This is a genomic window from Bacillus sp. CFBP9009 (assembly GCF_036541465.1).
Classification (GTDB): domain Bacteria; phylum Bacillota; class Bacilli; order Bacillales; family DSM-1321; genus Peribacillus.
Window position 1 is genome coordinate 954,894 of the sequence record NZ_JAZHFU010000001.1, and the last position, 20,210, is coordinate 975,103.

Annotated in this window: 20 protein-coding genes and 1 other annotated feature; all 20 genes read left to right on the forward strand. The window is 42.1% G+C overall.

All coding sequences use genetic code 11. The features are described 5' to 3' along the window. The first annotated feature begins 212 nt into the window (after nucleotides 1–212). The 20 genes from V3595_RS04910 (at nucleotide 213) to rpoD (ending at nucleotide 20,112) form a co-directional block, all read left to right on the forward strand. Nucleotides 213–1,487: an NfeD family protein gene (locus V3595_RS04910; RefSeq protein WP_485905737.1), complete on the forward strand. Its 1,275-nt coding sequence runs from the start codon at nucleotides 213–215 to the stop codon at nucleotides 1,485–1,487. Nucleotides 1,488–1,537: 50 nt separating this feature from the next. Beyond that, complete coding sequence (gene floA, locus V3595_RS04915) at nucleotides 1,538–2,527, forward strand: flotillin-like protein FloA (protein ID WP_402899859.1); 990 nt, start codon at nucleotides 1,538–1,540, stop codon at nucleotides 2,525–2,527. A 22-nt stretch (nucleotides 2,528–2,549) separates the two neighbouring features. Next, nucleotides 2,550–3,044 carry a hypothetical protein gene (locus tag V3595_RS04920; RefSeq protein ID WP_485905612.1) on the forward strand — a complete coding sequence of 165 codons (495 nt, stop codon included), beginning with the start codon at nucleotides 2,550–2,552 and terminating at the stop codon, nucleotides 3,042–3,044. Nucleotides 3,045–3,169: 125 nt separating this feature from the next. After that, nucleotides 3,170–3,454, forward strand: coding sequence for a sporulation protein YqfC (yqfC, locus tag V3595_RS04925; protein ID WP_034308511.1), 285 nt, complete (start codon nucleotides 3,170–3,172; stop codon nucleotides 3,452–3,454). 15 nt (nucleotides 3,455–3,469) lie between these two features. After that, nucleotides 3,470–4,657 carry a sporulation protein YqfD gene (gene yqfD, locus V3595_RS04930; protein WP_485905614.1) on the forward strand — a complete coding sequence of 396 codons (1,188 nt, stop codon included), beginning with the start codon at nucleotides 3,470–3,472 and terminating at the stop codon, nucleotides 4,655–4,657. Between the two features lie 3 nt (nucleotides 4,658–4,660). Continuing rightward, on the forward strand, nucleotides 4,661–5,623 hold the full coding sequence (locus V3595_RS04935; RefSeq protein ID WP_034308506.1) for a PhoH family protein: 963 nt from the start codon (nucleotides 4,661–4,663) through the stop codon (nucleotides 5,621–5,623). Between the two features lie 190 nt (nucleotides 5,624–5,813). After that, a complete protein-coding gene (locus V3595_RS04940; RefSeq protein ID WP_485905616.1) occupies nucleotides 5,814–7,979 on the forward strand; it encodes an HD family phosphohydrolase in 2,166 nt (721 codons plus the stop codon). After that, nucleotides 7,976–8,452: an rRNA maturation RNase YbeY gene (gene ybeY, locus V3595_RS04945; RefSeq protein ID WP_101222600.1), complete on the forward strand. Its 477-nt coding sequence runs from the start codon at nucleotides 7,976–7,978 to the stop codon at nucleotides 8,450–8,452. Before V3595_RS04940 ends, ybeY begins: the two co-directional genes overlap by 4 nt. Further along, nucleotides 8,430–8,807, forward strand: coding sequence for a diacylglycerol kinase family protein (locus tag V3595_RS04950; protein ID WP_089361538.1), 378 nt, complete (start codon nucleotides 8,430–8,432; stop codon nucleotides 8,805–8,807). The genes ybeY and V3595_RS04950 overlap by 23 nt, the downstream gene beginning before the upstream one ends. 39 nt (nucleotides 8,808–8,846) lie before the next feature. After that, the gene (locus V3595_RS04955; protein ID WP_137019116.1) at nucleotides 8,847–9,245 is read left to right on the forward strand and encodes a cytidine deaminase; all 399 of its coding nucleotides are present in this window, start codon (nucleotides 8,847–8,849) and stop codon (nucleotides 9,243–9,245) included. After that, nucleotides 9,238–10,167 (forward strand): GTPase Era, encoded by a 930-nt coding sequence (gene era, locus V3595_RS04960; protein WP_485905619.1) that lies wholly within the window; start codon nucleotides 9,238–9,240, stop codon nucleotides 10,165–10,167. The genes V3595_RS04955 and era overlap by 8 nt, the downstream gene beginning before the upstream one ends. 99 nt (nucleotides 10,168–10,266) lie before the next feature. Then, a complete protein-coding gene (locus V3595_RS04965) occupies nucleotides 10,267–10,410 on the forward strand; it encodes a YqzL family protein (protein ID WP_065310843.1) in 144 nt (47 codons plus the stop codon). 33 nt (nucleotides 10,411–10,443) lie between these two features. Further along, a complete protein-coding gene (gene recO, locus V3595_RS04970; protein WP_241589829.1) occupies nucleotides 10,444–11,196 on the forward strand; it encodes a DNA repair protein RecO in 753 nt (250 codons plus the stop codon). 58 nt (nucleotides 11,197–11,254) lie between these two features. Further along, nucleotides 11,255–11,431, forward strand: a binding site (T-box leader). A gap of 97 nt (nucleotides 11,432–11,528) precedes the next feature. Beyond that, nucleotides 11,529–12,425: a glycine--tRNA ligase subunit alpha gene (gene glyQ, locus V3595_RS04975; RefSeq protein ID WP_034308488.1), complete on the forward strand. Its 897-nt coding sequence runs from the start codon at nucleotides 11,529–11,531 to the stop codon at nucleotides 12,423–12,425. Beyond that, nucleotides 12,412–14,481: a glycine--tRNA ligase subunit beta gene (glyS, locus tag V3595_RS04980; RefSeq protein ID WP_485905622.1), complete on the forward strand. Its 2,070-nt coding sequence runs from the start codon at nucleotides 12,412–12,414 to the stop codon at nucleotides 14,479–14,481. The genes glyQ and glyS overlap by 14 nt, the downstream gene beginning before the upstream one ends. A 163-nt stretch (nucleotides 14,482–14,644) precedes the next feature. Next, nucleotides 14,645–15,280, forward strand: coding sequence for a transcriptional regulator CcpN (ccpN, locus tag V3595_RS04985; protein WP_161784850.1), 636 nt, complete (start codon nucleotides 14,645–14,647; stop codon nucleotides 15,278–15,280). A 28-nt stretch (nucleotides 15,281–15,308) separates the two neighbouring features. After that, a complete protein-coding gene (locus V3595_RS04990; RefSeq protein WP_101223470.1) occupies nucleotides 15,309–16,118 on the forward strand; it encodes a pyruvate, water dikinase regulatory protein in 810 nt (269 codons plus the stop codon). 512 nt (nucleotides 16,119–16,630) lie between these two features. Beyond that, nucleotides 16,631–17,086 carry a YaiI/YqxD family protein gene (locus tag V3595_RS04995; protein WP_485905739.1) on the forward strand — a complete coding sequence of 152 codons (456 nt, stop codon included), beginning with the start codon at nucleotides 16,631–16,633 and terminating at the stop codon, nucleotides 17,084–17,086. A 51-nt stretch (nucleotides 17,087–17,137) separates the two neighbouring features. Beyond that, nucleotides 17,138–18,943: a DNA primase gene (gene dnaG, locus V3595_RS05000; protein WP_485905741.1), complete on the forward strand. Its 1,806-nt coding sequence runs from the start codon at nucleotides 17,138–17,140 to the stop codon at nucleotides 18,941–18,943. 35 nt (nucleotides 18,944–18,978) lie between these two features. Continuing rightward, on the forward strand, nucleotides 18,979–20,112 hold the full coding sequence (gene rpoD, locus V3595_RS05005) for an RNA polymerase sigma factor RpoD (protein ID WP_034308477.1): 1,134 nt from the start codon (nucleotides 18,979–18,981) through the stop codon (nucleotides 20,110–20,112). Nucleotides 20,113–20,210 lie beyond the last annotated feature (98 nt).

A 20,210-nucleotide genomic window follows, 5' to 3' on the forward strand; every position in this document is an offset into this window, starting at 1 on the left:
GAAACCTTTTTCATATACATACGTAATAACTAAAGAACAGAGTAAAGGGTTGCTCATTTGCTCCTTATTCGAATTTAGTTGAGTCCTGAATTTAATGGTAGGTTTTCCTCCTGAATATTGGAGGCACTTACCGCGTTTAATACGGGAAAGGGGGCGTTCCGTTGAAAATTTGGCGTTATTTATCTGTACTCTTATTTGGATTACTGTTCACCATGTCTTCTTTTGGGGGATCGACGGTATCTGCAAACCAGAAGATCGTTTACCATGTACCAATAGAAGAAACGGTGGAAAAGGGACTCTCGGCGTTTTTGGAACGCGCGCTTACCACTGCTGAAGCAGCTGATGCAGATCTTGTCGTTTTCGAGGTGAATACCCCTGGAGGTGCTGTAGATGCAGCAGGGGAAATTGCAAAGTTACTGTCCGATTCACCCATCAAGACAGTTGCCTATGTCAATAACAGGGCCTTGTCTGCAGGTGCATACATTTCTCTAAGTGCAGATGAGATTTATATGGTTCCGAGTGCAACCATGGGATCTGCCGCTGTAATTGATTCAACAGGGAACGCTGCCGGTAAGAAAGCGCAATCTTATTGGCTAGCTGCCATGAAGACTGCTGCAGAACAAAATGGACGTGATCCCATATACGCCCAGGCGATGGCGGATGTTGACATCGATCTGCCCGAATATGGAGCGGAAAAAGGAAAGTTGCTGACATTTACAGCCGAACAGGCAAAAAAGGCTGGATATAGTGAAGGCACCGTCTCTGGGAAAGCGGAGCTGTATAGTATACTTGGAGTTGAGGATGCTGATATTCGGTCAATCGAAGAAAGCTTCCCTGAGAAACTTGCCCGCTTTTTGACCAACCCGATCGTCGTTCCCATTTTATTAACGATAGCGGGAATCGGGATTGTGATGGAATTGTTTTCACCCGGTTTTGGAATCCCGGGGGTCATTGGAATCACCAGTCTTGTCTTATTCTTCTATGGTCATCTTGTCGCCGGTATCACCGGATACGAATCGTTAGCGATGTTCATCATTGGGGTCATTCTCGTACTCATTGAATTTTTTATCCCAGGGGGGATTATCGGGCTGCTCGGATTTACAGCGATAGTGGGGAGTCTGTTTCTCGCGACAGGAGATCCGGTCCATATGACGATATCCTTGCTAATTGCGGTCACCGTATCCATTTTGGTATTCATCCTACTTGTAAAGGTGTTTGGAAAACAGATGAAATTTTTCAGGAAAATGATATTAACTGATGCAACAAAAACGGAACAAGGGTATGTCAGCAATCCGAATCGTTTGGATTTATTAGGTGTTGAAGGGAAGGCCCTTACTGATTTGAGGCCTTCAGGAACAGCTTTGGTCAAAGAAGAAAGAGTGGATGTCGTGACCGAAGGAAGCTTTATTTCCAAAGGTTCGTCAATCGTTATCGTTAAAGTTGAAGGATCTAGGGTAGTCGTCCGGGAAATTCCGGATTCAAATTAAAATTAAAAGATACAGGAAGGATGAATCATTAAGTGATAACTTCAGGAACGATATTTATTGTACTGGCAGTGATTGCTGCTATCATCGTATTGGCAGTATTTTTCACATTCGTACCAGTAATGCTATGGATTTCCGCTTTAGCGGCAGGAGTCAAAATCAGTATATTTACATTAGTTGGGATGAGGCTTCGCCGTGTTATACCAAGCAGGGTCGTCAATCCTCTTATCAAGGCCCATAAGGCTGGAATCAATGTTTCAACGAATCAATTGGAGAGCCATTACCTTGCAGGCGGTAATGTCGATCGAGTGGTGAATGCATTAATTGCTGCAGAACGAGCCAATATCACGTTACCTTTCGAACGGGGTGCAGCTATTGACCTTGCCGGCCGTGATGTACTGGAAGCCGTTCAAATGAGCGTTAACCCGAAAGTGATTGAAACCCCGTTCATCTCTGGGGTGGCGATGAATGGTATTGAAGTGAAAGCGAAGGCAAGGATCACGGTCCGAGCCAATATTGAACGCTTGGTCGGTGGTGCCGGTGAAGAGACGATCATTGCCCGTGTAGGGGAAGGGATCGTATCGACGATCGGTGCTTCGAAAATGCATACGGATGTACTGGAACATCCCGATTTGATTTCAAGAACGGTTTTATCAAAAGGGTTGGATTCAGGAACGGCATTCGAAATTCTTTCCATTGATATCGCTGAAGTGGATATCGGTAAAAATATCGGGGCCATATTACAAACTGACCAAGCCGAAGCCGATAAGAAAATAGCCCAGGCAAAGGCCGAAGAACGCCGTGCGATGGCTGTTGCACTTGAACAGGAAATGGTTGCCCGTGTTCAGGAAATGAGAGCGAAGGTTGTTCAATCTGAAGCCGAAGTTCCGTTGGCCATGGCTGATGCGCTGAAAAGCGGAAACCTTGGAGTAATGGATTATATGAATATCCAAAATATCACGGCTGATACGGATATGCGCGATTCCATCAGTAAAATATCCGAAAATCCAAAAGATAACAACAATAACCATAATAATAATTAGGTCAGGGAAGGAAGGTCTTTAAATGGGAGATTTTATTGATTTCTTTCTCGAGAACCCATTCCTTATCATTGTCTTGATCGGTGTTTTAACGTCCATGTTAGGAAAGAAAAAGCAGACTCAAGATCCTGGCACGCCTCCGAAAAAGAAATGGCAGGAGGTCATGCGGGAGCTTCAAGGTGAAATGCCGCAAGGGAATCAGCAGCAAAAGCATACACCTCCTCCCGTAAGGAAAGTCGAACAGCAGGCAGCACAGGCTGTTGAAGTGATCGATGATACGAAGAACGAAGCGAACAAAAGGATTGCGGAGCTTAGACGGCTTCAGCAGAAGTACGATCAAGAGCGTTTATATCAAAAAGCGAAAGCAGATCAACTTACATCAACGATTTCTGATAATAACAGTCCGGTCTATCGCAAAGGACCGTCTTTTGGCAAAAAACAGCTGATTGATGGCATCATCATGTCAGAAGTGCTGGGACCGCCAAGGGCGAAGAGAAGTCTTCACAGATCCAGAAGGTGATTCGGAGCCTGGGCTTTTTTAAGCCCGTCATTAAAAGCCTGAAAAAATAGACTTTCATTCCCTTATAATTTTGTGCTAGAACCCTCTTTCATTTCATACATTGAGATGAAAGGGGGTTCTTTTTTATGGCACGCAATTGGGGAAAAAAAGTGAAACAGCTTATGACCAAAACAATGGACCTTCCGCAAGATGTCATGATGGACCTGCCGCGAATTACAATGATTGGACAATTACATATTTATATTGAAAACCATCGTGGCTTATTGGCTTTTACAGACAGCGAAGTGCGATTGATGCTGAAAAATGGGCAGTTGCTGATAAAGGGAAATGCCTTTGTCATAAAGACGATTTTGCCGGAAGAAATCATGCTCGAAGGCAAAATTGATAAGGTTTATTTTATCAATGAATGATCCCGGGAGGTCTCCATGAAAAACCAATGGACAAACTATTATACAGGCTATGTAAAGGTGAAGGCTTATGGCAAAGGTGCAGAACGGCTGATCAATATGCTGACGAGAAGGGGGCTTCATATCTGGGAAGTGAAGCGTGTCGGAAGTGAATCCCTGATTTTCCATATGGATATCAGGGATATCCCAAAACTCCGTCAGGTCATGCGTAAGAGCGATTGTAAAGTAAAGTTCATGCAGGGAAAGGGTTTCCCTTTCCTATTGAAGAGAGTCATGAAAAACAGCGGGTTTTTAGCGGGGATGATCGCTTTCCTGCTTTGCATATTCGTACTTTCCAATATGGTATGGGGCATCGAGGTTCAAGATGCTAAACCGGCAACCGAGCATGCCATCCGGAAAGAATTGGACAAGATGGGCGTGAAGATCGGTAAAGTGCAATTCTTTGTTGATGATGTGGATACGATTCAGCGTAAGCTGTCGGACCGGATCGGTGCATTGACATGGGTAGGGGTAGAGCTGAAGGGAACGACATACCATTTTCGGGTTGTAGAAAAACGGCAGCCTAAGGAGGTCGAGAAAACATCTCCACAGAATTTGGTAGCTTCCAAAAAAGCGATCATCACTGATATGTTCGTTGAAAAAGGACAATCTATTGTTAATGTGAATGATTATGTAGGAAAGGGACAGCTTCTTGTTTCAGGATTGATTGGAAAAGAGGATAAACAGGAAATTGTATCCGCACAGGGAGTAATAAAAGGGAAAACGTGGTATAAAGCGAAAGTGGAAGTTCCGTTAAAAACCAAGTTTTCTGTTTTTAACGGAGATGAAACGAGCAGGCACTTTTTAAAAATGGGGGGCTTTTCCCTTCCGGTATGGGGTTTCAAGGATTCGGGATATGAAAAACAGGAAAAAGAAACGACAATAAGGCCGTTTCACTTTCTTCAATGGGAACTGCCCATTTCCTATAAACAAGTGACCTTTAGGAGCAAGGAAGATATTGTACGAAGTTATACGGAGAAAGAAGCGGTAGAGGAAGGCAGGAAAATGGCTAAAGCTGAATTGAAAAAGCATTTAGACGAGGAAGATGAAATCGTCGAAGAAAAAATTTTGCACGAAAGCATGGAGAATGGTAAAGTAAAATTATCTATACATTACCAAGTTATTGAAGATATAGCGATTGGACAACCAATCATTCAAGGAGACTAACGAATGGCAGATGATGTGAAAGTAATTAAGCTAGAAATAGAATCACCTAATGAAGCGATCGCTTTATTGGGCAATGGAGATTCAAATGTAAAAGTGCTCGAAGAGGAGCTAGGCATTTCCGTCATAACCCGAGGTGAAGCGGTGAGTGTTGCCGGGGATATCGAGCGGGTAACGATGGGGGAGGAAATCCTCAAGGCATTATTGACAGTGGTCAGAAAAGGAATTGCAATCAGTTCCAGAGATGTGCTTTATGCAATTGAATTGGCAAGAAAAGGCACATTGGAGTATTTCGGTGAATTATATGATGAGGAAATCGCAAAAACGGCTAAGGGGAAATCCATTAAAGTCAAAACAATCGGGCAGAGATACTATATCCAGGCAATAAAGAAACAGGACCTTGTATTTGGAATTGGGCCTGCCGGAACCGGGAAGACCTATCTTGCTGTAGTGATGGCCATCAATGCGTTGAAAAATGGACATGTTAAACGGATCATCCTGACACGGCCTGCCGTCGAAGCAGGGGAAAGCCTTGGTTTTCTTCCTGGTGATCTGAAGGAAAAGGTAGATCCTTATCTACGTCCGCTGTATGACGCTCTCCATGACCTTCTAGGGATGGAACAGACACAAAGGATGATAGAACGCGGAACGATCGAAATAGCTCCTCTGGCTTATATGAGGGGCCGTACGCTTGAAGATGCCTTTGTCATATTGGATGAAGCCCAGAATACGACGGAAGCGCAAATGAAGATGTTCTTGACCAGGCTTGGTTTCGGATCGAAAATGGTCATTACGGGAGATCGGACCCAAATTGACCTTCCAAAAGGCATGAAGTCAGGTCTTGTCCGGGTAGAAGAGATCTTGAAGAATGTTAAAGGCCTTTCCTTTGTTTATTTTGAACAAAGTGATGTTGTAAGACATCCGCTTGTCGCCAAAATCATTACTGCTTACGAGCAGGCGAAGTCATAAGAAGAAATCCGCCATTTCAATCGGCGGATTTTTCGTGATGTGTCTAAATTACAAACTTTATGGTAAAAAAGTGGATATGGAATGAAAGAAGCTTTACATTTATCAATACGAAGGTGAAAATTCACATAAAAACTGTTATGATTTTACATATCTAGAATAATAAACATCATTTTTATTAGGAGGACCTTCCTTGAATCGTATCCAGAAATTTTTCACTCAAATAAAAGGGCTGTTGGTCCATCGCTTTTTTCAAGTGCTATTGTTCATCATACTTGGTTTGTTTGCTTATGTGTTAATGTTCTCCAATGTTAAGCCGGAAAGGGTCCAGGTAGAGCTGTTTAAGCCTGCAGAACAAACGATCCGTTCAACCAAGACTGTGGAAGATACCTATAAGACGGAACAGGAAAAAGAAGAGATTTCAAAACAGGTGGCGGATGTTTATTCTTTAAAAAAAGAATATGCCAAAAATAAAGTCGATCTGATTTCATCCATTTTCGATTCAGCGATAGAGGTGAATAAAGAAACGCAACCCGATGAAGACCATGAGGAAAAAGAGGATAAAAAAGAGACCGTAAAGACGGATGCTCAAAAAGTTTCCATATTAAAAGAAAAATTGACCTATGAAGTGAATAAAAATATCGAGGAATCCGTTTTCCTTGCATTAGTGCAGGCTGATGAAGATGAGTTGAAAATAGCGAAGGATTCAACCATTACAGCCGTGAATAATGTGATGAGCTCCCGAATCGCTGCAAGTGACGTCGAAAATGCCAAGAAAAAGGTTGTTGAGGAATTGGGTTATATGAGCATTAGCGGCGATATGAAAAAAGCCTCCACTTCCCTTGCGCGTACGGCAATCATTCAGAATGTATTTTTCGATAAGGACAAAACCGAGGAACAGCGTAGGAAAGCCGTTGAAAGCGTGGAGCCGATCAGGATCCTTCAAGGTCAGATCATCGTTGAAGAAAATCAATTAGTGGACAGGGATGTATATAGGCAGCTTGAACTGGCGGGCTTCTTAAATACGGAGTCTACCATATACCCGTATATCGGCCTGCTGTTATTCATAGTCCTGACTTTTGCCGCTTTTTATTACTTTTTCTACTATTCCATTTCCAAAAAGGATAACAAGTACAATCAGTTATTGATCTTCAGCCTTGTCTTCATCCTTTCAATGGCTACCATGAAAACAGTCAGCATTCTCGCAGACCTGAAAAACTCAAACTTGGAATACATTTTCCCGGGTGCCATGGCGGCGATGCTCATCAAAATATTATTGAATGATAAGCTAGCGGTAGCAATGATCATATTGTTAGGTTCGTATGGTACGATTATATTCAATGGTGATACACCTGGAAATCTGGATTTCTCGATGGGGCTTTATATCATTTTCGGGGGATTGACTTCAATCATCATTCTATCCAGGCCAAATTTCAAATCAAAGGTGCTGGTAGCAGGGCTGCTATTGGCTTTAATCAATATGGCATTTGTTTTTTCGCTCATCTTTATTATGGACAGCCATTATACTAGAATGGAGTACTTATATTATGCTGCTGCTGCGATGGGTTCTGGAGTGGGTGCAGCTGTTTTGACAATGGGCCTGTTGCCGTTTTTCGAGGCTGGTTTCGGGATCTTATCATCGATTAAGCTTATTGAGCTAGCGAATCCCAATCATCCATTACTGCGAAGGATCTTGATAGAGGCTCCGGGGACATATCATCATAGCGTGATGGTCGCCAATTTGGCGGAATCGGCTTGTGAAGCCATCGGGTCGAATGGATTGCTGGCAAGGGTCGGCAGTTATTATCATGATATCGGTAAAACGAAGCGGCCGCATTTCTTCATCGAAAACCAGATGAATGAAGAGAATCCGCATGATCGGCTGCAGCCGGAAACGAGCAGGGATATCATCATTGCCCATGCCGTAGACGGCGGGGAGATGCTTCGCAGTCACAAATTCCCGAAAGAGATTGTGGATATTGCAGAGCAGCATCATGGGACCACTTTATTGAAATTTTTCTACCATAAGGCAAAAAAACAAGATGAGTTCACACTCGAAGCGGACTACCGATATCCCGGTCCGAGAGCGGTAATGAAGGAAGTAGCCGTCATCGGCATAGCCGATAGTGTGGAAGCTGCAGTGAGATCGATGAAGCATCCAACTCCGGAGAAGATTGAAGAACTGGTAAGTTTCATCATTCAGGACAGGATTTCTGATGGTCAATTTGATGAATGTGACATTACTATGAGAGAATTGAGTATCGTGAAGCATTCCTTATGTGAATCGCTTAATGGTATCTTCCACTCCAGGATTGAATATCCGGAGTCGGATAAATTAGGACAGAAGGTGAAAGAATGATTTTAGCTATCGATTTAATGGATGAAACGAATGAAGTAACGGAGGAAGCTCAGCACCTTGTTGAAAGCATTCTGCAATTTGCGGCAAGAAAAGAAAACATTGAAAAAGACACCGAGCTGTCTGTTACATTTGTTGACAATGATAGGATTCGGGAAATCAATAAAGAATATCGTAATAAAGATTCAGCTACAGATGTCATTTCTTTTGCACTTGAAGAAATGGGAGAAGATGAAGTGGAAATTGTCGGGGCCGAAATGCCCCGCATGTTAGGGGATATCATCATTTCCATTGAACGCACGAAAGAACAGGCTGAAGAATATGGTCATTCATTTGACCGGGAACTTGGATTTTTAGCACTGCATGGTTTTCTTCACTTATTAGGATTTGACCACATGAATGAAGAAGATGAAAAAGTGATGTTCACAAAACAAAAGGAGATCTTGGAAGAATATGGACTTTCAAGAGAAGGGTAAAAAAAGGTATCCTTTATTAAAAAGTTTCTCTTTTGCCTGTCAGGGAATTTTGGAGGCTGTTCGGACTGAACGCAATATCAAGATTCACTTCGCGTTAACGGCAATCGTCGTATTCTTTGGTTGGTACTTCTCATTGAATGGGATGGAGTGGCTTTTCATTTTGGCGGCCATAGCCGGTACGATTACGTTGGAGCTCGTTAATTCAGCGATTGAAAGGGTAGTGGACCTGGTAACGGATCAAATCCATCCGCTTGCCAAGCAGGCAAAAGATATTGCAGCCGGAGCTGTATTCATATATGCTATATTTTCTATAATAGTTGGATTGATTATCTTTTTGCCCAAGTTTGGCCTGTAGATTGCCGAAATGGTACTCAATTTGAAAGGAAGATGTGAATTGAATACAAAAGAATTGATTGAGGAAGCTAAAAAAGCAAGGGATAAAGCTTATGTGCCTTACTCCAAATTTAAGGTGGGGGCGGCCCTTTTAACCGCTGATGGAAAGGTCTATCATGGTTGTAATATAGAAAATGCAGCATACAGCATGTGTAATTGCGCCGAAAGGACAGCTTTATTCAGCGCTTATGCCCATGACGATAAAAAATTCACTAAACTTGCAGTCGTGGCAGATACCGATGGTCCCGTTGCTCCATGCGGGGCATGCAGGCAGGTTATTTCAGAGCTGTGCGAAAAGGATATGCCGGTTGTTTTGACCAACTTAAATGGGGATATAAAAGAACTAACAGTACAGGAATTGCTTCCAGGAGCTTTTTCACCGGAGGATTTGAATGGATAAATTATTTAATGATACACAAGTAAAAGATTACAAATCAGGCTTCATTTCGATTATTGGACGACCTAATGTTGGAAAGAGTACATTTCTGAATCGGGTCATCGGTCAAAAGATCGCCATTATGAGCGATAAACCGCAAACTACAAGAAATAAGGTCCAAGGTGTACTTACGCAAAACGATTCACAAATGATTTTCATCGATACACCCGGCATTCATAAACCAAAGCATAAGCTTGGTGATTTCATGATGAAAGTGGCCACGAATACATTGAAGGAAGTCGATTTGATTCTCTTCATGATCAATGCGACTGAAGGATACGGACGCGGTGACGAGTTTATCATTGAAAAACTTCAATCCGTAAAAACGCCTGTTTTCCTGGTTGTAAACAAAATCGATGCGATGCATCCGGATGATTTACTTCCGATCATTGAAAAATACCAACAGCTTTACCCTTTTGCGGCAGTCGTTCCGATTTCTGCGCTTGAAGGAAATAACGTTGATACATTGCTTAAGCAAATCAAGGAACATCTGCCTGAAGGTCCCCAGTTTTATCCTGCTGACCAAGTGACCGACCACCCGGAACGTTTTATCATTTCCGAATTGGTCCGCGAGAAGGTGCTGCACCTGACACGGGAAGAAATTCCGCATTCAGTGGCTGTTGTCATCGATTCAATTAAAAAAATGGACAACAGCGACACCATTAATGTCATGGCGACGATCGTTGTCGAACGTGATTCACAAAAAGGCATTGTCATCGGAAAGCAAGGGAAAATGCTTAAAGAAGTCGGTAGCCGTGCCAGAGTGGATATCGAAAACTTATTGGGCTCGAAAGTTTTCCTGGAACTGTGGGTAAAGGTGCAGAAGGATTGGCGTAACAAAGCAAGCCAGCTTCGCGATTATGGCTTCAATGAGAGCGAGTATTAATTAACAAAATTTACGCGTCATGAAAGTTTGGAAAACGGTCAAGCTAATCATATGGTCGGATATTCATATTGCTAGTTAAAAATGAAAGGTGGGCTTTATATGTTGGATTTTACCTGGGAATTATTCACTGAAACAGGTAATGTGGACACCTATTTGCTGTTTAAGGAGATAGAAGTCGAAAGACAGGAAAGACACTTGGGATTAAATGATGAGCTAGCAGAAATTGATTTTCCTGTTTCATAGGTTAGCCTTGGCGAGCATGGGTGGTGTCTTGGTATGCTCCAAAAATGTGAGGGCATTGTCATAAGGCGAACTGCATATGGAGAAAATAACAAAATCATTACTATATATACCCGTGAGCTAGGAAAAATTGGCGTTATGGCTAGAGGAGCCAGTAAACCTAACAGCAGGCTTTCTGCCGTCACACAGCTTTTTTGCTCCGGGTATTTTCTTGTAACCACTTCAACCGGACTCGGAAGTCTTCAGCAAGGCGAAATGGTCGATTCACTCCGTTTCATAAGGGAGGATCTTTTTGCCACTGCTTATGCTTCTTATATTGTTGAATTGCTTGATAAAAGCGTCGAGGATAAGAAACCGAATCCATATTTGTATGAGTTGCTTTCGCAAACCTTGCATTACATAAACGAAGAATATGACGCTGAGGTATTGAAATTCATTTTTGAAATGAAGATGCTGCCCGTCAATGGGATTAACCCCGTGCTGAATCAATGTGCTGTATGTGGTGAAACAGAAGGGGAATTCTCCTTCTCGCTTCGGGAAGCGGGCTTTATCTGTCACCGCTGCCTGGGGAAGGACCCTTATCATTATAAAATTTCACCTGCAGCCGTCAAATTGCTGCGGATCTTTTATTATTTCGATTTATCAAGGCTGGGAAACATTTCCGTCAAGCCTGAAACGAAAAAAGAACTGCGGAAGATCATCGATGCTTATTATGAGGAATATTCTGGTCTGAACTTGAAATCAAAAAAGTTCCTGAAACAGATTGATACGATGAAAGATATGTTTTAAGATCTGACCTATTGACATTCCATGTTAGTTTGTATAAAATTCTAATCATCAAAATAAGAAGATTGCGTTGATGGAAAAGAGTATCTGTCATTCTCCATAAAAAGCGAACCCGGGACGGTGGAAGCCGGGATATGGATTTACAGGGAAGGGCGTTTCCGGAGCATGTTGCTTTGAAAAGAGGCCGTTTTATAAACGGCAATTAGGGTGGAACCGCGGGTATACTCTCGTCCCTATGCATTTCGCATAGGGACGGGAGTTTTTTGTTTGCCAAAATGTGATGGGTTCCGACCTATTTTTAAAAAGAGCCGTTTTAAATAACCTGGAGGTGTACGATGAATATTCAAAATATGATTTTAACGTTACAAAAGCATTGGTCTGAACAAGGCTGCATATTGATGAATGCTTATGATGTCGAGAAAGGGGCAGGAACGATGAGCCCATACACGTTCCTGAGAGCCATTGGACCGGAGCCTTGGAGCGTTGCTTACGTGGAGCCTTCACGCCGTCCTGCTGACGGTCGTTATGGTGAGAACCCTAACCGACTGTATCAGCACCATCAGTTCCAAGTGATCATGAAGCCGTCGCCTGACAATATCCAAGAGTTATATTTGGATTCTTTACGCGCTTTAGGGATAAATCCGCTTGAGCATGATATTCGCTTTGTGGAGGACAACTGGGAAAATCCATCACTAGGGTGTGCCGGTCTCGGTTGGGAAGTGTGGCTTGATGGAATGGAAATCACGCAATTTACATATTTCCAACAAGTGGGCGGCCTTGAGTGCAAGCCGGTTTCCGTGGAAATTACATACGGGATCGAACGTCTCGCCTCATACATTCAAGATAAGGAAAACGTATTTGACCTGGAATGGACAGATGGATTCACAGTTCGGGATATATTTGGACAGCCGGAATACGAACATTCGAAATATACGTTCGAAACCTCCGACCTTGATATGCTGTTTCAGCTTTTCACGATGTATGAAAAGGAAGCGCATCGCCAAATGGAAGAAGGACTTGTACATCCCGCATATGATTATGTTTTGAAATGTTCACATACATTTAACCTTTTGGATGCCAAAGGTGCCATCTCGGTAACGGAAAGAACGGGTTATATTGCCCGGTGCCGTAACCTAGCGCGCAAGGTTGCCAAAACCTTCTATGAAGAGCGGGAAAAATTAGGCTTCCCGATTCTGAAAGTGAAAGGGGAGAATACAAATGAGCAAGCGTGATTTGTTATTGGAGATTGGATTGGAAGAGCTGCCTGCCCGTTTTGTGACAGCATCAATGAAACAGTTGTCAGATAAGGTGCAGCAATGGCTAACTGAAAAAGCGATTGAATTCGGAACGGTTGAAGCTTTTTCCACACCAAGACGTTTGGCCGTACTGGTGAAAGACGTGGAAGAGTCCCAAAAGGATATCGAAGAAGAAGCAAAAGGCCCGGCTAAGAAAATCGCTTTGGACAGTGAAGGCAACTGGTCTAAAGCCGCATTGGGATTCGTCAGGGGCCAAGGCATGACTTCAGAGGACATTTATTTTAAAGAACTCAAGGGTGTGGAATATGTCCATGTGAATAAATTCATAAAAGGACAGCAGACCGTTCAGCTTTTATCTGAGCTTGCTGAAATCATCAGCGGCATGACGTTCCCGAAAAATATGCGTTGGGCCAATCAGGAGCTTCGCTTCGTCCGTCCGATTAAATGGCTGATTTCCTTATTCGGCAATGACATTGTGCCATTCAGCATTGCTGATGTGGAAACGGGCCGTGAAACAAAAGGACACCGTTTCTTGGGTGATAGCGCCAGCATCGAACTGCCGGAACTGTACGAAGATACGCTAAAAGAGCAATTTGTTATGGCGGATCCAGATAAACGCCGGCAAGTTATATTGGATCAGATTAAAGAGCTTGAGCAGGAGAAAGGCTGGATCATCCCAGTCGATGAAGATCTGCTTGAAGAAGTCAATAATTTGGTAGAGTATCCAACGGTATTATTTGGAAATTTTGAAGAAGAATTCCTAGAGCTTCCAGCTGAGGTGCTTATCACATCGATGAAGGAACATCAACGTTATTTCCCTGTTAAAGATCAGGACGGGAAACTGCTTGCTCACTTTGTAACCGTGCGGAACGGCGATGCCCGCCATTTGGATAAGGTTTCTAAAGGTAATGAAAAAGTATTGCGTGCCCGCCTATCTGATGCAGCATTCTTCTATAAAGAAGATCAGAAAAAAGAGATTTCGGATGCTTTGAAAAAGCTTGACAGCATTGTTTATCATGAAGAAATCGGTACATTAGCTGAGAAAACTGCCCGGGTAACTGCTCTGACGGGTGACCTTGCGGATGCTTTGAATTTAAAGGCGGAAAAAGAAATGGCGCTTCGGACAGCGGCAATTGCCAAGTTCGATTTGGTTAGTCAAATGGTTTATGAATTCCCTGAATTGCAAGGGTATATGGGTGAAAAATATGCGCTCTTAAAAGGCGAAGCCAAAGAAGTGGCCGCGGCTATCAATGAACATTATATGCCAAGACATGCGGATGACAATGTACCGCCTTCAGTCATTGGTGCGGTTGTGAGTTTAGCTGAAAAAATTGATACTTTGTCTTCATTCTTCGCTATTGGCGTCATTCCGACAGGTTCCCAGGATCCTTACGCATTAAGAAGGCAGGCGAGCGGTGTCGTCCAAATCCTAGCGGAGAAGAAATGGAATATTTCACTAGAGGAGCTTATTGTTTTAGGCCTTAAAGGACTGGAATCAAAAGGCATCTTAAAACGTGATCTTGAAGAAGTTAAAGCGGATATGTTCACATTCTTTAAAGCACGTGTCAAACACCTGCTTCAAGAACAGCAAATCCGTTACGATTTGATTGATGCAGTTCTGTTCAATGATATCGGTTATATCCACTCTATCGTGGAACGTGCACATGTCTTGGATGCTAAAAAGGACGAAGCAGGGTTTAAAGAAAGCCTGGAAGCATTAAGTCGGGTCATGAACATTGCCGTTAAATGTGACAATAAGGTGACAGTTGATCCTTCTGCCTTTGAAAATGATCAAGAAAATGCGTTATATGTAAAATATCAAAAAGTGGCAATCCGTTATATGGAATCTAAAGATGAGAATGAGCGGTTTGAACAGCTTGTTTCGCTTCAATCGGAAATAGAGTCATATTTCGAGAATACAATGGTCATGGCAGATGATGAAGCAATCCGTAATAACCGTTTATCCTTAATGAAGGAAATCAGTGATTTGGTTGCAGGTTTTGCTGCCATGAATAAAATCATCCTTACATGATTGAAAGGATGTATGGAAATCGGAAACACTTTAAATAGGGTTTCCGATTTCTTAAAAAGATAATGGTCAATAAATAGGACAAAAATGCCCTTATTAAATAATTTAGTATATAATTATTAAATGAATAACTTTTGTTACTTTACTCTGCGAAAGCAGTGGGGTGGTGATTATAATCCAATTGAATAAGCGTCAGGAGCAAATTTTACAAATTGTAAAAGAAAACGGACCGATTACTGGAGAACATATTGCGGATAGATTGAACCTTACCAGGGCGACACTTCGTCCAGATCTAGCCATTTTAACGATGGCAGGTTTTCTTGATGCCAGGCCGCGAGTGGGGTATTTTTATACAGGCAGGTCAGGGACACAGCTTTTGACCGACAGCCTTAACCATCTTTATGTACGAGACTACCAATCGATACCCGTCGTTGTTGACGAGGGCATTTCCGTATATGATGCCATCGTCATGATGTTTTTGGAAGATGTCGGAACAATGTTCGTGGTCGATAAGCATGCATTGCTTGTTGGTGTCTTATCAAGGAAAGACTTGTTGCGTGCGAGTATTGGGAAACAAGAGCTTAACTCCATTCCAGTCAATATCATCATGACTAGGATGCCCAATATTACAATGTGTTCAAAAGAAGACCTTTTGATTGATGTGGCCAAAAAATTGATTGATAAACAAATCGACTCATTACCGGTCGTCAAAGACACAGAAAAAGGTTATGAAGTAATTGGAAGAATTACAAAAACCAATATTACGAAAGCATTCGTAGCTTTGGCTGATGAAGGCTATTAGGGGGCTTGCAAAAGGAATGACGGAGAATATGAACGGTTCTATTATATATGTTGTATCGGATTCGGTAGGGGAAACAGCGGAATTGGTTACAAAAGCCGCTGCAAGCCAGTTCTCGGGATCTGCATTTTCCATAAAGAGAATTCCGTATATTGAAGATGAACAAAACGTGGATGAAGTGATATCACTGGCTAAGTTGGATGGGGCAATCATTGCTTATACTCTTGTGAAGCCAGCTATTAGAGCGTATATGAAAGCACAGGTCGAGAAAGAAAACCTGTCTGCTTATGACATTTTAGGGCCGCTCATGGACATCCTTGAGGAAAGGGCGCCAAAAGGGCCGCTTAATGAACCTGGTCTTGTAAGAAAGCTGGATGATGACTATTTCAAGCGTGTGGAAGCCATTGAATTTGCTGTAAAATATGATGATGGACGTGACCCTCGGGGCATATTACGTGCAGATATCGTCCTTGTCGGTGTTTCACGCACTTCCAAAACGCCGTTATCACAGTATTTAGCCCACAAACGCTATAAGGTGGCGAACGTACCTTTAGTGCCTGAAGTGGAACCTCCAGAAGAGCTGTTCCTGGTACCTCCTGAAAAATGCATTGGTTTAAAGATCAGCCCGGAAAAGCTGAACCATATTCGTAAAGAACGATTAAAGTCGCTTGGGCTTAATGATCATGCGATTTATGCAAATGTGGAGCGTATAAAAGAAGAATTGACATACTTTGATACAATCATATCAAGGTTGAACTGTCCTATCATTGATGTAACCAATAAAGCTGTTGAAGAAACAGCCAATTTGATAATCAATATCCTTCAAAACAAAAATCGTTGATCCTGATAATTAAGGCAAATCAAAATGTGAGCTAGGCACTTTATGTGTCAGCTCACATTTTAATGCCAAGGTTCAATAGGGAATAAAAAGAATAAGTTCAAAATAATTACATAAAATCCTTCTTTGTTTCCAACTGTAAATCCTTTGGTTTGCATGAAAACAAATTCGGAATTTAAATGTTGGCATCTTCTAAACAAATAGACTATAATAAAAAATTGTGAGAAAAAAGTAATCTTAAGGTTTAGACTTAATTAATAAGGAATAAACTAAAGGTTAATGAGATGTCAAGGTTTTTATCATAAAAATAATTCGACATGTTCCGTATAATTCAGGAGGGGCTGGTCTTTTTCAAGGCAAAAGATGCGCTTTCAATTAAATGAGCAGGTATTCCTTGAAGAATAATGTGTGCTCTTTTAGAGGAAACCCTCTGGATCAATGCTGAAAATTCACCATATCTTCATAAAGTTTAGGGGAGAAAAAGGATTATGCAGAAAGATGTAGAATTAGAAGGTATGAATAATAAACCTACGATACACGTCGATGCCGATGCATGCCCGGTGAAAGACGAAATCCTTCATTGTGCAAGTTTGCACGATGTTGAAGTCTGTTTTGTTGCATCATATAAAAATATGATGAATAACCCTGAAGGTAAATGGGTATATGTCGATGCAGACAAAGAAGCGGCAGATCTTTATATAGTAAACTCAGTAAAAATGGGTGATATTGTCATTACTGCAGATATTGGTTTGGCTGGGACCCTGCTTCCTAAAAACGTTTATGTCCTTTCGCCAAGGGGAAAAGAATACACTGACGAGAATATTTTCATGCTCTTGGATATGCGCTATCAGTCGGCGAAACTCCGCAGGCAAGGTAAGCATACAAAAGGGCCGAAAGCATTCACGAAGGAAGATCGTGCATGTTTTACAAATAAACTTTTGAAAACATTGTCGAACTTTGCAGGGAATTAGGAAACAGTATCGAATTAAAAACTATCACCAATATTGCAAGGTGGAAAAATGATAAATGGCCGTATAGAAGATGAGAAAATTAATCAAATTCGTGAAGCTGTTGACATTGTTGATTTAATTGGGGAGTATGTCCAGTTAAAGAAGCAGGGGCGCAATTACTTTGGCCTATGTCCTTTTCATGGTGAAAACTCGCCCTCGTTTTCCGTTTCAACGGAAAAACAAATCTTTCACTGTTTTGGTTGCGGGGCAGGGGGAAATATTTTTACCTTCTTAATGGATATAGAAGGCTACAGCTTTGTGGAATCTGCAAAAGTTTTAGCTGAAAAAGGAAATGTTCCTTTGGATGTTGAAATCAATAAGGATTCCAAGCGTTCTAACATGCCGGCAGGCTCGCAGCAAATGGTTGAGGCACATGACCTGCTGAGGAAGTTTTATCATCATCTCCTCGTTAATACGAAAGAGGGGCAGGATGCTCTTGAATATTTACTTAAACGCGGGTTTACTGAACAGACGATAGAAAAGTTCCAAATTGGCTACTCTTTGGATTCATGGGATTTCGTGTCCAAGTTTCTTTTAAAACGCGGGTTTCCAGCGGAATACATGGAGCAGGCAGGGCTTATTATTTACAGGGAAAAAGACGAGTCATATTTTGACCGTTTCAGAAATAGAGTCATGTTTCCAATTATGGATCATCAAGGAAATACGATTGCATTTTCAGGAAGAGCGATGGGGGACGATGAGCCCAAATATTTGAATAGTCCTGAAACGCCAATCTTTAATAAAAGTAAAACTTTATATAATTTCCATCATGCAAGACCACACATACGAAAGAAAGAACAAGCAGTCATTTTTGAAGGCTTTGCCGATTGCATTTCAGCTGTTGGCGCAGGTGTGGAGAATGCGGTCGCTACAATGGGTACTGCCCTGACGGACCAGCATATCCAGCTTTTAAAAAGAAATACTGACCAGATACTTATATGCTACGATTCGGACTCAGCGGGATTAAACGCTGCCAATCGTGCAGTTAATATGCTACAGGACCATGAGTTTTCCGTGAAAGTCGCTCTCATGCCTGATAACTTGGACCCCGATGACTACATAAAGGAATTCGGTGAAAAAAGCTTTGTTTCTGAAGTAATAGGGGCCAGTTTAACCTACATGGCATTCAAAATGCATTATTTGCGTCGAGGGAAAAATGTAAATAATGAAGGAGATCGAATTCAATATATCGAAGAAGTCCTTAAAGAAATTTCACGATTGCCCAATGCCGTGGAGAGGGATCATTATCTTCGGCAGCTATCATCTGAATTTTCCCTATCATTGGATGCGCTGGAACAGCAGCAGCGTCAGGTGTTCTTTACGGAACGCAAGAAGGGGACACTGCCGCAGCCTGCAGCCCAAAAGAAAATGTCCCTGCAATATGAGCATAAGTTAAAGCCTGCTCACCATAATGCTGAAATGAAGTTGATCGCCCATATGCTAAAAAGCAGGGATACGACTTTCAAAATTCAGCAGTTGCTTGGACAAACGGTTTTTCATGTAGATGAACATCAGGCAATCATCACCTATTTATATGCGTTCTATGAAGATGGACACGAACCGGATACAAGCTTTTTCCTTACTTATTTACCGGATCCAAACTTGAGAAGGATCGTTTCGGAAATAGAAATGATGTCAGTGAATGAGGAAGTTACCGATAAAGAACTGACCGATTGTATAAATCAAGTGTTGAAATATGAAAAGTTGTTAAAGATAAAAGAAAAACAAGTTGAAGAAAAAGATGCAGTTAGACGAAGTGATTATGTCACTGCTGCACAAATTGCCATGGAAATCATTAAATTGCGTAAAATGTTGTAGTCGTTTAGGTGTAAGTCCTGGAAGGAGGGGAACTAATGGCTGAAAAACCAGCACGTTCCAAACAAGTTGATAATGAATTTAGCCTTGAACAGGTGAAAGAAAAATTACTAGAGCTAGGTAAAAAACGAGGCTCTTTGACTTTAGAAAAAATCGCTGAAATGATTGGCGGTTTTGAATTGGATTCCGATCAAATGGATGAGTTCTATGAGGTGTTAGCAGAAAACGGCGTCGAAATACTCACTGATGGTGAGGAAGACGAGGATGAAGATGATCCGGATGAGAAGAAGCTTGCAAAAGAAGAAGAGTTTGACTTAAATGATTTAAGTGTTCCTCCTGGCGTTAAAATCAATGACCCAGTACGCATGTACTTAAAGGAAATTGGTCGGGTCGACCTTTTATCGGCAGAAGAGGAAATCTCTCTGGCGACGAGAATCGAGGATGGAGATGAAGAAGCGAAACGCCGTTTGGCAGAAGCTAACCTTCGTCTTGTTGTCAGTATCGCCAAACGCTATGTCGGACGCGGAATGCTTTTCCTTGATTTGATTCAGGAAGGTAATATGGGACTTATCAAGGCTGTGGAAAAATTTGATTACCGCAAGGGATTCAAATTCAGTACGTATGCAACATGGTGGATTCGCCAAGCGATAACCCGTGCCATTGCCGACCAAGCAAGAACGATCCGGATACCGGTGCATATGGTGGAAACCATCAATAAATTGATCCGTGTCCAAAGACAGCTTCTTCAGGATTTAGGACGTGAACCTTCTCCGGAAGAAATTGCGGAGGATATGGACTTAACACCTGAAAAAGTTCGTGAAATCTTGAAAATAGCTCAGGAACCGGTTTCATTGGAAACGCCAATAGGTGAAGAAGACGATTCACATTTAGGTGATTTCATTGAAGATCAGGATGCAACTTCTCCATCGGAGCATGCAGCATATGAACTATTGAAAGAACAGCTTGAAGATGTATTGGATACTCTTACTGACCGTGAAGAGAACGTCTTAAGACTCCGCTTTGGACTTGATGATGGCCGCACCCGTACTCTAGAAGAGGTAGGGAAAGTATTTGGGGTCACCCGCGAGCGTATCCGTCAAATCGAAGCGAAGGCGCTGCGTAAACTTAGACATCCAAGCCGCAGCAAACGCTTGAAAGATTTCCTGGAATAGAATATATGCCCTTCACAGAGCCCTCTTTGAATGCCCAGCGTTCGGGAGCGGCTCTTTTTTTCAATTCCAATGTAAAAAAATCCTGTAAGAACAATAAT